The sequence below is a fragment of the Methylomonas sp. MED-D genome (genome assembly GCF_050276835.1).
Classification (GTDB): domain Bacteria; phylum Pseudomonadota; class Gammaproteobacteria; order Methylococcales; family Methylomonadaceae; genus Methylomonas; species Methylomonas koyamae_A.
Genome location: NZ_CP189965.1, coordinates 2,448,633 through 2,461,219 on the forward strand (window position 1 = coordinate 2,448,633; position 12,587 = coordinate 2,461,219).

The window sequence follows — 12,587 nt, forward strand, 5'->3', positions numbered from 1 at the left end:
GGCTCTTTTGGTTTCTGGGTCGGCGGGAATGAAGCAACATATTGCGGAACGGATGCACGGGATCAGCGCGTTTTACGTGATGGAACTTTTGCAGCGCGCCAAGCAATTGGAAGCTCGGGGGCGCGACGTGATTCACATGGAAATCGGCGAGCCCGATTTTCCGACGCCGCCGGCGGTGATCGCTGCCGGGAACCGGTTTCTGCGGACCGGCGAAGTTAAATACACCCCAGCAGCCGGATTACCGGCGCTGCGCGAGGCTATCGCCGATTATTATCATGCGGCCGGTATCAACGTCGATGCCCGGCGAATTTTCGTGACACCAGGTGCTTCCGGTGCGTTTTTGTTGGCTTTCGGTATCAGCATTAATCCTGGCGAGCGGATTCTGATGGCCGATCCTTGCTATCCCTGTAACGATAATTTTGTTCGGCTATTCGGCGGACGTAGCGAATTAATTCCAGTTGGCGCGGACGACGATTACCAGCTCAGTGCCGACCTGATCGCCGAACACTGGGGCGCGGAATGCAAAGGCGCGCTGATTGCGTCGCCGTCGAATCCGACCGGTACCGTGATAGGCCGGGAGGCGCTACGTCAAGCCATCGCCAAGGTTGCCGAGTTGGGCGGTTGCTTTTATTCGGACGAAATCTATCACGGCCTAGTCTACGACGATGCGGTGTCCAGCGCATTGGCCTTTAGCGACAAAGTCTTCGTTATCAACAGTTTCTCCAAGTTTTTCGGCATGACCGGTTGGCGGGTCGGCTGGTTGGTGGTGCCCGAAGAATTTATCGATGCCGCGGAGCGCTTGGCGCAAAACATCTTTATAGCCACCTCGACCCAATCGCAGTATGCCGCGCTGGCGAGCTTTACCCCGGAAAACTTGGCGGAACTCGAAGCGCGGCGGCAGGAGTTTCAGCGGCGCCGCGACTTTCTGTGCGAAAATTTGCCGAAACTAGGGTTTCGCATTGCCCGCAAACCGCAAGGCGCTTTTTACGTCTACGCAGACAGCAGCGATTTGGCGGACGATAGTTTCGAATTCGCCAAAGAGTTGTTGGAAACCCAGGCCGTGGCCGTGACGCCTGGCAGGGATTTTGGCGTTTATCGCGCCGATCGGCACATTCGTTTTGCATATACCGCTTCTGTCGATAGAATGGCCGCCGCGCTGACCCGATTGGAAACCTTTTTATGCCGATAACCCAATATACCCCACAACAACTTAAGCAACGCCTGGAAGCCGAGCCGGCGCCACTACTGCTGGATGTTCGCGAACCCCACGAGTTCGCCTATGCCCGTATCGAAGGCAGCCAGTTGATTCCGTTGCAACAGATTTCGCAACGACTGGACGAGCTGGATACCGAGCGCGATATTGTCGTGATTTGCCATCACGGCATGCGTAGCCAGCAAGCCTGTTTCTTTTTACAACACCATGGCTATAGTCGCCTATACAACTTGCAGGGCGGTATAGACGCTTGGTCGCTGGCATGCGATTCCGGCGTTCCGCGATACTAATAGACACAGAGCGTTATCGGCCGCTGTTGTTTGCGAATGGCTACGATCGCGGCGTTGCTAAGCTCTCCGCGATGGGGGGCTGTATCCGGACGCCGCGGCGTCCGGACTCGCAAGATTTTGATCCGCAATATTAAAAATAAAAAATCGCCATGTTTTTGAAAGAGTTTTATGAAGTTCGCGACGGTGGTATCGCCATCAGCGCCGAGCAGGCCAGCATGTTTGCCAAGGAAGTGGCGCACGACTTTAATCCTTTGCACGATGCCGATGCCAAGCGCTTTTGCGTACCCGGCGATTTATTGTTTTCGCTTGTATTGGAAAAGTACGGGCTCAGCCAGAACATGCACTTTATCTTTTCCGGCATGGTGGGTCACAACGTCCTGTTGAATTTCCCGGAGACCGATGCCGAGCGTTTCGATGTGACCGACAGTCAACAAGATAAGACCTATCTACAAATCGAGCGCTCCGGCGATGTGATCCGTGATCCGAGCCTGATCGAGGCCCTGATCCGCGATTACGTGGCGTTTTCCGGGCAGAATTTTCCGTACGTGCTGGTGCCGCTGCTAGCCAAGGAAAATGTGATGTTCAACATCGACCGGCCGTTGGTCATCTACGAAAGCATGACGCTACATCTGGATTGCATGCAATTCAGCGAGCCGCGTCTGGAAATGTTGGAACCCAAGATGGAGGTCAACGGCAAACGTGCGACGGCTTATCTGCACTTTCAGATCTGCTGCGGTGACGCGGTGGTCGGTTCCGGCTTCAAGAAGCTGGCCGTCAGCGGCTTGCGGGATTACGAAGTCGAGCCGATGCAAGCCTTCGTCGAAGAGTATCTGGCGCGCAAGCACGGATATCTGAGCAATCTCGCGGTTGCCGAGGTTGGCTGAGGTCTGATTACCGGTAGCCGCGAACCGGTGCCGCCCAAACCGCAGCGGTTAAAGATTCAAGTGGGTGGCAGCCTAACCGTGGCCGCCAAACCACCCAGTTCGGCGGATCGGCTCAAGGCCAGGCTGCCGCCGTAGTAGCCGGCAATGTCGTGGACGATGGCTAGTCCCAGCCCGTGGCCGGGTGTGGCTTCGTCCAGGCGCAACCCTCGCTGCACCATTTGCCGCAGTTGCTGCTTGTCGCAACCGGGGCCGTCGTCCGCGATTCGTAACGTCAAACCTTCCCGTTCCGCGACGTCGATGACAATTCGCGATTTGGCCCACTTGCAGGCGTTATCGAGCAGGTTGCCTATCATTTCCAGCATGTCCTCGCGGTCCAGATGCAATAACCGGTCGGGCGCTCGTATCTCGAAAGACAAGGCCTTTTCCGCGTAAATGACCTGCATCAGCTCGCACAGCGCCGTTAATTCCACATGGGGATTGAAGGTCGCGCCGGGTTGGGCGTTTCCGGAAATCCGCGCTCGTTTCAATTCACGGTCTATCCGTTTCAAGATCGTTTGGTTCTGTTGTTCCAACTGTCGTTTCAATTCCGGCAAGTCGCGTAGCGCCGGATTTTCGGCCAGCCGAAACAGCATCGCCAACGGCGTTTTCAAGGCGTGCGCCAGATTGCCGATCGCGGTCCGCGATTGGTGAAGGCGGCGTTCAACCAACATCAATAGCCGGTTGACTTCCTTGACCAGCGGTCGGATTTCGAACGGAACCTCGGCTTCGATCTGACGCTGCTGACCGTGGGCGATGGCCGCCAGTTCGCCGGTAACCGCGCGTAGTGGCCGTAACGATCGTTTAACGTCGGCGGTTTGCAGCGCGATCGCCGCGACCAGCACCGTCAGACTCAATGCCAGATAGCCGATTCGGATCGCGGTGATGTCTCGACCGATGTCGGTCAAGTCCTCGGCGGTACTGATGCTGATGGTGTGGCCGGCTTTGGCGAATCCGCGGCTTAAGACTAATAACAGTTGGTCGTGGGGACCGGACTTGAAATGGAATTGTCTGGTAGTATCGACGGCCATGGCCTCGAAAGGTAGCGTCGTGCCGGCGAGTGAGCGCGAATAAATCGGCTTGCCGTCGATGTGTAGCACGAAATAGTGGCCCGAATAGGCTTGGCCGTAAACCGAGCCGGCGTGGCTGGTATCGAAGCTAGGCTGGCCGTCGGCGTCGAAGTCGAGGGTGTCTAGTATCGAGTCGCTGTCGTGAGTCAGGCGGGTCAACATCTGTTTTTCGGCGACCGAACGTATCACCCAGTCTGCGGCCAGCCAATGCAACGCAAATATCACGCATAAGATAGCCGCTAGCCCGCGATTCAAGCGTAAGCGCAATGAAATCACGCGGTTTGCCCAAATACGTAACCTTGGCCGCGCCGAGTAGCGATCAAATCCTTGCCGAGTTTGCGGCGTAAACGGTTGACGTAGACTTCGATGACATTGCTGTCCGGATCGCCGTCCATTTCATAGACATGCTCCATCAAATCGGTTTTCGTCAAAATTTGGCCGGAATGCAGCATGAAATAGCGTAACAGACGAAACTCCAGCGAGGTTAACTGAGCGGACGGTTGACCTTCCATCGTAACGGTTTGCAATTCTTCATCCAAAGTAACGCCGGCGCAGGTCAGCCCGGTGTTGGTGATTCCATGGCAGCGTTTTAACAACGCCCGGATGCGCGCCTGCAATTCTTCGATGTGAAAGGGCTTGCCCAGGTAATCGTCCGCGCCGGCTTTAAAACCGTCGACTTTTTCGTGCCAGGCGTCGCGCGCGGTCAGCACGATGACCGGCATGGCGTTACCGGCGTCCCGCCATTTCTTAAGGACTGCCAGACCCGACAGCTTGGGCAGCCCCAAATCCAAGACCGCGATGTCGTAATTCTCCGTGGCGCCCAGGAATTCGCCTTGTTCGCCGTCGTAGGCCAAGTCGACCGCGAATCCGGCAATTTCAAGTTCGACCTGGATCGAGCGGGCCAGGTCGGTGTCGTCTTCTATCAGCAGCAGTCTCATCGCAAATGGGCAAACGGTAAAATAGGGATATTGTAGTGCAGCGACGTAGGCAAGGGATTAACACACGCATGACGAAGCGTTTCTAAGCGCCGTGCCTGGCGATGATTTAATCTGTTTTTAATCGCCTATTCAGAACCGGTTTATCTGAATTTGGTCTGATACCTCGCGCTTACCGTGCTTGGCCCAGTCCCTCTGGTCGGCCGGGAGTCGCCGGTGAACACGGTTGCGGACGTTTTAGTGGCGCCCCTTCCGAGTTCCCGTTGCACTTCTGCGTTCGTAGTGCGTTCGGAGCCACTTAATCTCATCGGCTTTGTTTATCGTTCATCGATCGATGGACGACGATTTCTCCTCTAATTTTACTGACCTCGTGTCTGGCATGGTCCGTGGGCGCCGATAGTCTCAGGGTATTCTCGCTACACGGCTTTTCCGCCGAATCAAGGATCGGTATTTTGTCCGCGCAAAAAAAAGCCCCCGTCCACAAGTGACGGAGGCTATGTAGTATTGCTAGCTTCGGAGGGGTTGCTAGCTTAACAACGAGGGAGGTACAACGAGGAACTAAGCACGCAGGTTCCGATGCAAGTCCAGGTTGCTGGACAGCGACGCCGCGCCGAACAGCAGTGTGGAGAAAATGAACTCGCCGGAAACGAAACCGAATACGCCAGCGGTAAAAAACAGGCCGGTTAATACGTCTCTATAAAATAAAAGGGGTTTGTTCATGTCGGACTCCTAAGACAGCATCGGTTGATTCGTGAAGACGGTTCTATGATAACAATTGTGAAAATATTTACAATAATGCTGATAGTGCATGATTTGTTTTTATATAGGAAACAATTGCGGTCTGGCTCGTTAGCGGCCGTGTTGTAGCCTGGAGCATTTACGGCGTATGCTGTCGGCTCACTTGTAGGGAGAATCCCGCGATGAGTCATCACGCCAATGTATTACGAGCTATCTTTCATGATCCCATCAGCGCCAACATCCATTGGCGGGAAGTCGAATCGTTGCTGCATCACTTGGGCGCCACGATAGAGTCCGGCCACGGCGCCAAGTTTCGAGTGGTGTTAAACCAATTCGAAGGTTTTTTGCATCATCCGCACCACGGCGGTGTCTTCGCCAAGCAGGATGTCAAACACGTCCGGGAACTGCTGGAGCGAGCCGGCGTCACCCCTTCCTCTTACGACGAGCAGCACGGGAAGTGACCAGTGCTGTCGTAAACCGATACCCGACATGACCCCCACGAATTGAGCAATCCGACGATGACCGACTTAAATGCCGTTTTTCAACGTTTCCTGACTACGCCGCTGGATGATTTGTTGGGCGGGCAAGACGTCAAGCCCGAGGAGAAATTGCTGGCGCTGTTTCGGCGTTGCGCCGCCGAAGTGCCGGCCTACCGCCAGTTTCTGGCCGAGCGCGGCGTCAGCCCCGAGCAAGTGGTCGACTATGCCGAATACTCCCGCTTACCGTTGATGAGCAAACAAGATTACATGCGGGCCTACCCGCTGGCTCAACGTTGCTTCGGCGGCAGTTTGGCCGGAGCCGACCGGGTCGCGGTATCTTCCGGTTCGACCGGCCAGCCGACGTTCTGGCCGCGCTCCGCCGCTGACGAATTGGATGTGGCCCTGCGTTTCGAGCAGGTCTTCAAGGACAGCTTCGCCGCCGATCGCCGTACGACCCTGGCTGTGGTGTGTTTTGCGCTGGGCAACTGGGTTGGCGGTTTATTCACGACCTCATGCTGCTGGCATTTGGCGCGCAAGGGCTACCCACTAATGGTCGCGACGCCGGGTAACAACAAGGCCGAAATCTTTCGGGTGGTGCGCGAGCTGGCGCCGCAATTCGAGCAAACCGTGTTATTGGGTTATCCGCCTTTCATCAAGGATGTTATCGATGCCGGTAGCGCCGAGGGCATCGTTTGGTCGGACTTCAACCCAAAATTGGTGTTTGCCGGCGAGGTGTTTAGCGAGGAATGGCGGGCCTTGGTCGGCGAACGCATCGGTGCCGAGCGAGCGGAATTCGATTCGGCGTCGCTGTACGGTACCGCCGACGGCGGGGTGTTGGGCAACGAAACACCGCTGAGCATCGCGATTCGGCGCTGGTTGGCCGGTCATCCCGACGAGGCCCGCGCATGGTTCGGCGAGTCGCGCTTGCCGACGCTGGTGCAATACGACCCGGCGAGCCGCTTCTTCGAAGTCGAAGCCGATACCTTGGTGGTATCGGGCGAGAACAGCGTGCCGCTGGTGCGCTACCACATCGCCGACAAAGGCGGCGTCATCCCGTATCGGCAAATCTGGGAGCGCTTGCGTGCCGCCGGTATCGAATCGGTGACCGATCTGGGCTTGCCTAGCGATTTTAAACCGCGCGAGCTGCCGTTCGTGTTCGTGTTCGGCCGGGCGGATTTCACGGTGTCCTATTACGGCGCCAATATTTATCCGGAGAATGTCACGGTAGGATTGGAACAACCGGAGTTGACCGGCTGGTTGACCGGCAAATTCGTGTTGCAAGTCAGGGAAAACGTCGCCGGCGACAGCGAGTTGCAGGTCGCGGTGGAAGTCTTGCCGGATGTCGATCCCGAACACGTTGATGCGGGGCGGGTCGCCGAATCGATCAAAGTCCAGCTATTGCGGCTCAACAGCGAATTCGCTCACTACGCGCCGGCCGAACGGCAAACGCCGATGGTGACCTTGCACCGTTTCGCCGATCCCGAATATTTTCCGGCCGGCGTCAAGCATCGCTACACTCGCAATTAGCAGAATCGCGGCCCTTGTTCATGCCAAAATTAGAACATATCATCGAAATATTAGATAAGCGACGGTTTTTATTAGCAATTTTTCTTGACAATCTGTCGCCTGCAGCCTTAAGTTAACCGGCAAGTCACGTTACGCTGACCGGACCGCCGGAAGCCAGTGCGTCCCGCACGGGGCCGCTGGCTTTTTTGTATCTAAATTTCAAGGATTTAAACATGGCACATTGGTATCCCGACAACTCGCAGTCCATCGGCAACACGCCCCTGGTGCGTTTGAACCGCATCGCCGACGGCGCGCCGGTAACTTTGCTGGCTAAGGTGGAAGGGCGCAACCCGGCTTATTCGGTAAAATGCCGGATCGGCGCGGCGATGATTAACGACGCTCAGCGCCGCGGCGTTTTGGGACCCGGTAAGGAAATCATCGAACCGACCAGCGGTAATACCGGTATCGCGCTGGCCTTCGTCGCGGCGGCGCGCGGCATTCCGTTGACGTTGACAATGCCGGAAACCATGAGTTTGGAACGCCGCAAATTGCTGGTGGCCTACGGCGCCAAACTGATTTTGACCGAAGGCGCCAAAGGCATGAAAGGCGCGATCGCCAAGGCCGAAGAAATCGCCGCGTCCGAACCCGAACGTTATGTGCTGTTGCAACAGTTTAAAAACCCCGCCAATCCCGAAATCCACGAACTGACCACCGGCCCGGAAATCTGGAACGACAGCGACGGCGCGATCGATATTTTCGTGTCGGGGGTCGGCACCGGCGGCACGATTACCGGCGTGTCGCGCTACATCAAGTTAAAGCAAGGCAAGCCCATTCATACCGTGGCCGTCGAACCCGAGGCCAGTCCCATTCTGACGCAGTTCCGCGCCGGGCAGGAATTGCAACCGGCACCGCACAAAATCCAGGGTATAGGCGCCGGTTTCGTGCCGGACGTTCTGGACTTATCGTTGGTGGATCAGATCGAACTGGTCAGCAACGACGACGCTATCGACTATGCGCGCCGCTTGGCCAGAGAAGAGGGCATCCTGGCCGGCATTTCCTGCGGGGCGGCGGTGGCGGCGGCGGTCAGAGTCGCCAAACAGCCGGAAAACGTCGGCAAGACCATTGTCGTGGTATTGCCGGATTCTGGCGAGCGCTACCTGAGTTCGGCACTGTTCGAAGGCTTGTTCGACGCCCAGGGCTCGGCGCTATGAACGAAGCGGCGTTGGCGATTGCCTCTCCCTTTTGGGGAATAGATGATCTGGTCGCGGAACTGCGGGCAATACGTTTGCATTCGCTCAAGGAACGCCATCGCCGGGAACATCCGCCCAAATTGCCGGCCCGCAAGGTGTTGGCGCAAATCGTCGAGCAATTGGGGGCGGTCTTGTTCCCCAACCGTCTCGGCCGCCCGGATCTGACCGACGAAGGCATCGATTATTTCGTCGGTCAGACCCTGGACAGTCTGCTACGGGATTTAAGCCGGCAGATTGCGTTGGAACTGCAATTCGTCGCCGAGCAAAACGGCGAAACCATCGACGTCTGGCGGCGGGCAAGCGAGCTGACCCGTGAGTTTGCGGCCAAACTGCCCGGCGTCCGACTGTTGATCGACAGCGACATCCGCGCCGCCTACGAAGGCGATCCGGCGGCCCGTTGTCCCGACGAAGTGCTGGCCTGTTATCCCGGCATCACCGCCGTGATACACCATCGGGTGGCCCACCTGTTATACGGCTTGGGCTTGCCGCTGGTGGCGCGCATCGTCAGCGAGATCGCGCATTCTGCCACCGGCATCGATATTCATCCCGGCGCGCGAATCGCCGACAGTTTTTTTATCGATCACGGTACCGGCGTCGTGATTGGCGAAACCGCGATCATCGGTCGGCGCGTGCGCTTGTACCAGGCCGTCACGTTGGGCGCCAAGCGCTTTGCCAAGGACGAAAACGGCCTATTGGTCAAGGGTAACGCCCGCCATCCTATCGTCGAGGACGATGTGGTGATTTACGCCGGCGCGACCATTTTGGGGCGAATCACCATAGGCCGGGGTTCGACGATAGGCGGGAATGTCTGGTTGACGCACAGCGTTCCGCCGGGCAGTCAGGTCAGTCAGGCGCAAGTCCGTAGCGAAATGTACGAATCCGGCGCCGGGATTTGAATGAATACGTGCAATGCCTTGAAATTTCAGTGAAATATTTTGACCTTGTCCCGGTCTAGGTCGGGGAGTTGTCAGAACGGCCGATACGCCAACCAAACTTTCTTCGAAAAATATCATACAGCCCGATGTCGTAGAACGCGGAGTAGGCGCGGCTAAAAAATAAGTGATTAGTAACAATGGCTTAGATGAGATTTTTTGTTGCCGAATTGCCGCTGGAATCGAGGTATACGATATTTTTAGATATTCATATCGCGAATAGACATAAGTAAGTTTCGCCATGGACCTGCCAGTATTGACAGGTTTAGTCTGCTATCGGTATCTTGAACTTAAGTCAATCGCTGACCGGACCGCCGGAAGCCAATGCGCTCGTCAGAGCCATTGGCTTTTTTTATGCCTATCGGAAACCCGGTCCAAGCGATAGGCGTTCTCCAAGCCATCAACCAGAACAGTAAGGAAAACCTATGTCGGACATTCATCAAGCCCATACCGCGTTAGGCGACGTCGCCGCGCGCACTTTATCCAACGCGACTAAAACCGTGCCGATGATGGGCACGATCACGCCGCGTTGGCTGGTTCATCTGCTGCCTTGGATCCCGGTCGAAGCGGGTATTTACCGGGTCAACAAAGTCAAAAGCGAGACCAGCATCGCCGTCGATTGCTCGAGTCTGGACGAGAAGGTGCTGCCGCAAACCTTCGTCGATTACGAAGAATGGGGCCGCGAATACCGTCTGAATGCGGTGAACACCGTCTTGGACGTACATACCCGCGTCGCCGATTTATACAGCAGCCCGCACAACCAAATCCATGAGCAATTGAGGCTGACCATCGAAACGGTCAAGGAGCGTCAGGAAAGCGAGTTAATCAACAATACCGAATACGGTTTGCTGAATAACGTCGTCGAGTCGCAAAAAGTCAAGACCCGCAAAGGTTCGCCGACGCCGGACGACTTGGACGAACTGATCGCCAGGGTCTGGAAGGAGCCGGCATTTTTTCTGGCCCACCCGCGCGCGATTGCCGCCTTCGGCCGCGAAGCCACCCGCCGCGGCACGCCGCCGCCGACCTTGTCCTTGTTCGGTTCGCAATTCATCACTTGGCGCGGATTGCCTTTGATCCCGACCGACAAGCTGAAAATCGTCAACGGCAAAACCAACATACTACTGCTGCGCACCGGTGAAAGCCGGCAAGGCGTGGTCGGTTTGTATCAACCGAACCTGACCGACGAACTTAGCATGGGACTGTCGGTGCGTTTCATGGGCATCAACCACAAGGCGATCGCGTCGTATCTGGTCTCGTTGTATTGCTCGCTGGCGATACTGACCGACGACGCGATCGGCGTACTCGAAAACGTCGAAGTGGACAATTACTATGACTACGCCTAATCCGGATCTGGCCGGGCTCGCTCAACAAGCGTTGAACGGCGGTACGGTGCCGGCTGGTTTGCCGGACACCGCCGAATTAAGCCGCTTGGCCAACCTGTACTACAGCGATATGCCGACCGGCGATGGTCAAGCCATCGACAACGTACCGGCCTCGGCGGCGAGTTCGGTGCCTTATCACGCGGTGCCTAACGGTTTCGCGAATCGGCCGGGTATCGATAACAGTGCCGTCGCCGGTCTGGCCGGACCGAGTGCCGGTTTGCCGGGCTTGTCGGGTTTGCAACGCTTGGTGGACACCAGTAGTCGGCCGCCAGCCGGGCCAGGTGCCGGTGCCGGTAGTGCGGCGTTTTATTTTCTCAATGAACTGTCCAGTCTAGCCAGCGCCGCGCAAATCCCCGGCCTGGTTTCGGCTCATCCGCCGTTCGACGTGAACGCGGTACGCCGCGACTTTCCGATTCTGGAGGAGCGGGTCAACGGCTATCCGTTGGCCTGGTTGGACAACGCCGCGACGACCCAAAAACCGCAGTGCGTCATCGATCGGATATCCGAGTTTTATCGCCATGAGAACTCCAATATCCACCGGGCCGCCCACGAACTGGCGGCGCGCGCCACCGACGCCTACGAAGGCGCGCGCGCTACCGTGGCGGGGTTCATTAAGGCGTCGTCGGCTGACGATATCGTGTTCGTGCGCGGTGCTACCGAGGCGATCAATTTGGTCGCGCAAAGTTGGGGTCGGCAATTTATCGGCGAAGGCGATGAGATTGTCATCAGTTGGCTGGAACACCACGCCAACATCGTGCCTTGGCAGCAGTTGTGCCGGGAAACCGGGGCGCTCTTGCGGGTGATTCCGGTCGACGACGACGGTCAGGTGATTCTGGCCGAGTACCAAAAACTGCTGAATGCCAAAACCAAGCTGGTATCGTTCACCCAGGTTTCCAATGCCTTGGGCACCGTGACGCCGGCGGCGGAGATGATAGCGCTGGCTCACCAGGCCGGCGCCAAGGTGTTGTTGGACGGCGCCCAATCGGTGTCGCATTTGCGGGTGGATGTGCAAAGCCTGGATTGCGATTGGCTGGTGTTTTCCGGACACAAGATTTTCGGCCCGACCGGTATCGGCGTGTTGTACGGCAAGCCGGAACTGCTGGCAATCACCCAGCCTTGGCAAGGCGGCGGTAACATGATCGAAGACGTTACGTTCGAGAAAACCGTGTATCAACCGGCGCCTGCCAAATTCGAAGCCGGCACCGGGAATATCGCCGATGCGGTGGGCTTGGGGGCGGCGTTGGAGTATCTGAGTCGGATCGGCATCGAAAACGTCGCCCGCTACGAGCACGAGTTATTGGAATACGGCATGCACATTTTGCGCGGGATTCCCGGTGTGCGTTTGATCGGCACCGCGCCCGACAAAACCAGTGTGCTGTCCTTCGTGATGGCCGGGCACTCCACTCAGGATGTCGGTAAGGCACTGAACGACGCCGGCATCGCGGTCCGCTCCGGCCATCATTGCGCGCAGCCCATCCTGCGTCGCTTTGGCTTGGAAGCCACGGTACGACCGTCGCTGGCGTTTTACAACACCTATGACGAAATCGACCGCTTGGCGGCCGTCCTGAAAAAGCTGCAATGCGCCAAGCGTAGTTTTTAGGGTTCGAACCCGCGAACCCGGCTGCTTCGGCCGGCGTTTGCGTTGTTTGGTTTTCTCCCCGGACTTGGGGCGTTGGAATGGTCATTCCAGCGTTCCCAAGCAACGCCTGTGTGTGATTCCGACCGATCTCAAACCGGTCGGGGCGGTCGAATCCGTTCCGATTTCGCCTTTCCAAGCTCGCCAGGATTCGGCGTTCACCGGGGTGTTTCCGGTTAAGCCAGTCCGGTTCGCGCCAGGCCATGCGCTGGTGCAGCTCGCATTGTTCCGTCCCT

General features: G+C 57.2%; 12 protein-coding genes. 9 read left to right on the top strand and 3 right to left on the bottom strand.

All coding sequences use genetic code 11. The features are described from left to right. Positions 1-28 precede the first annotated feature (28 nt). From ACQE3E_RS10870 to ACQE3E_RS10880, 3 genes are all read left to right on the top strand, one after another. Positions 29-1,189: a pyridoxal phosphate-dependent aminotransferase gene (locus tag ACQE3E_RS10870; protein ID WP_313728019.1), complete on the top strand. Its 1,161-nt coding sequence runs from the start codon at positions 29-31 to the stop codon at positions 1,187-1,189. Next, positions 1,180-1,503: a rhodanese-like domain-containing protein gene (locus ACQE3E_RS10875; RefSeq protein WP_071160583.1), complete on the top strand. Its 324-nt coding sequence runs from the start codon at positions 1,180-1,182 to the stop codon at positions 1,501-1,503. The genes ACQE3E_RS10870 and ACQE3E_RS10875 overlap by 10 nt, the downstream gene beginning before the upstream one ends. Before the next feature lie 149 nt (positions 1,504-1,652). Beyond that, the gene (locus tag ACQE3E_RS10880; protein WP_064031777.1) at positions 1,653-2,387 is read left to right on the top strand and encodes a DUF3581 domain-containing protein; all 735 of its coding nucleotides are present in this window, start codon (positions 1,653-1,655) and stop codon (positions 2,385-2,387) included. 56 nt (positions 2,388-2,443) lie between these two features. Here the strand turns inward: ACQE3E_RS10880 and ACQE3E_RS10885 are convergent, their stop codons facing one another. The 3 genes from ACQE3E_RS10885 to ACQE3E_RS10895 form a co-directional block, all read right to left on the bottom strand. Next, positions 2,444-3,769: a sensor histidine kinase gene (locus tag ACQE3E_RS10885; protein ID WP_313728018.1), complete on the bottom strand. Its 1,326-nt coding sequence runs from the start codon at positions 3,767-3,769 to the stop codon at positions 2,444-2,446. Then, complete coding sequence (locus tag ACQE3E_RS10890; protein ID WP_064031775.1) at positions 3,766-4,431, bottom strand: response regulator transcription factor; 666 nt, start codon at positions 4,429-4,431, stop codon at positions 3,766-3,768. The genes ACQE3E_RS10885 and ACQE3E_RS10890 overlap by 4 nt, the downstream gene beginning before the upstream one ends. 555 nt (positions 4,432-4,986) lie before the next feature. Continuing rightward, positions 4,987-5,148: a hypothetical protein gene (locus ACQE3E_RS10895; RefSeq protein ID WP_168030662.1), complete on the bottom strand. Its 162-nt coding sequence runs from the start codon at positions 5,146-5,148 to the stop codon at positions 4,987-4,989. Positions 5,149-5,348: 200 nt separating this feature from the next. Between ACQE3E_RS10895 and ACQE3E_RS10900 the strand changes: the two genes are divergently transcribed. The 6 genes from ACQE3E_RS10900 to ACQE3E_RS10925 all read left to right on the top strand — a co-directional run bounded on the left by ACQE3E_RS10900 (position 5,349) and on the right by ACQE3E_RS10925 (position 12,315). Beyond that, positions 5,349-5,627 carry a hypothetical protein gene (locus tag ACQE3E_RS10900; protein WP_064031774.1) on the top strand — a complete coding sequence of 93 codons (279 nt, stop codon included), beginning with the start codon at positions 5,349-5,351 and terminating at the stop codon, positions 5,625-5,627. Positions 5,628-5,684: 57 nt separating this feature from the next. Next, on the top strand, positions 5,685-7,172 hold the full coding sequence (locus ACQE3E_RS10905) for a phenylacetate--CoA ligase family protein (RefSeq protein WP_313728017.1): 1,488 nt from the start codon (positions 5,685-5,687) through the stop codon (positions 7,170-7,172). A gap of 212 nt (positions 7,173-7,384) precedes the next feature. Next, complete coding sequence (gene cysK / locus ACQE3E_RS10910) at positions 7,385-8,362, top strand: cysteine synthase A (RefSeq protein WP_071160580.1); 978 nt, start codon at positions 7,385-7,387, stop codon at positions 8,360-8,362. After that, entirely contained in the window at positions 8,359-9,297 is a 939-nt protein-coding gene (epsC, locus tag ACQE3E_RS10915; protein WP_313728015.1) for a serine O-acetyltransferase EpsC, read from the top strand. Before cysK ends, epsC begins: the two co-directional genes overlap by 4 nt. 461 nt (positions 9,298-9,758) lie before the next feature. Beyond that, a complete protein-coding gene (locus ACQE3E_RS10920) occupies positions 9,759-10,676 on the top strand; it encodes a family 2A encapsulin nanocompartment shell protein (RefSeq protein WP_313728014.1) in 918 nt (305 codons plus the stop codon). Then, entirely contained in the window at positions 10,663-12,315 is a 1,653-nt protein-coding gene (locus tag ACQE3E_RS10925) for a family 2A encapsulin nanocompartment cargo protein cysteine desulfurase (protein ID WP_313728013.1), read from the top strand. The genes ACQE3E_RS10920 and ACQE3E_RS10925 overlap by 14 nt, the downstream gene beginning before the upstream one ends. Positions 12,316-12,587 lie beyond the last annotated feature (272 nt).

Coding starts and splice junctions, on each gene's coding strand:
- ACQE3E_RS10920 (WP_313728014.1), top strand. CDS start 9,759: ATGTCGGACATTCATCAAGCCCATACCGCGTTAGGCGACGTCGCCGCG.
- ACQE3E_RS10875 (WP_071160583.1), top strand. CDS start 1,180: ATGCCGATAACCCAATATACCCCACAACAACTTAAGCAACGCCTGGAA.
- ACQE3E_RS10900 (WP_064031774.1), top strand. CDS start 5,349: ATGAGTCATCACGCCAATGTATTACGAGCTATCTTTCATGATCCCATC.
- ACQE3E_RS10870 (WP_313728019.1), top strand. CDS start 29: ATGAAGCAACATATTGCGGAACGGATGCACGGGATCAGCGCGTTTTAC.
- ACQE3E_RS10905 (WP_313728017.1), top strand. CDS start 5,685: ATGACCGACTTAAATGCCGTTTTTCAACGTTTCCTGACTACGCCGCTG.
- ACQE3E_RS10895 (WP_168030662.1), bottom strand. CDS start 5,148: ATGAACAAACCCCTTTTATTTTATAGAGACGTATTAACCGGCCTGTTT.
- ACQE3E_RS10880 (WP_064031777.1), top strand. CDS start 1,653: ATGTTTTTGAAAGAGTTTTATGAAGTTCGCGACGGTGGTATCGCCATC.
- ACQE3E_RS10890 (WP_064031775.1), bottom strand. CDS start 4,431: ATGAGACTGCTGCTGATAGAAGACGACACCGACCTGGCCCGCTCGATC.
- epsC (WP_313728015.1), top strand. CDS start 8,359: ATGAACGAAGCGGCGTTGGCGATTGCCTCTCCCTTTTGGGGAATAGAT.
- ACQE3E_RS10925 (WP_313728013.1), top strand. CDS start 10,663: ATGACTACGCCTAATCCGGATCTGGCCGGGCTCGCTCAACAAGCGTTG.
- cysK (WP_071160580.1), top strand. CDS start 7,385: ATGGCACATTGGTATCCCGACAACTCGCAGTCCATCGGCAACACGCCC.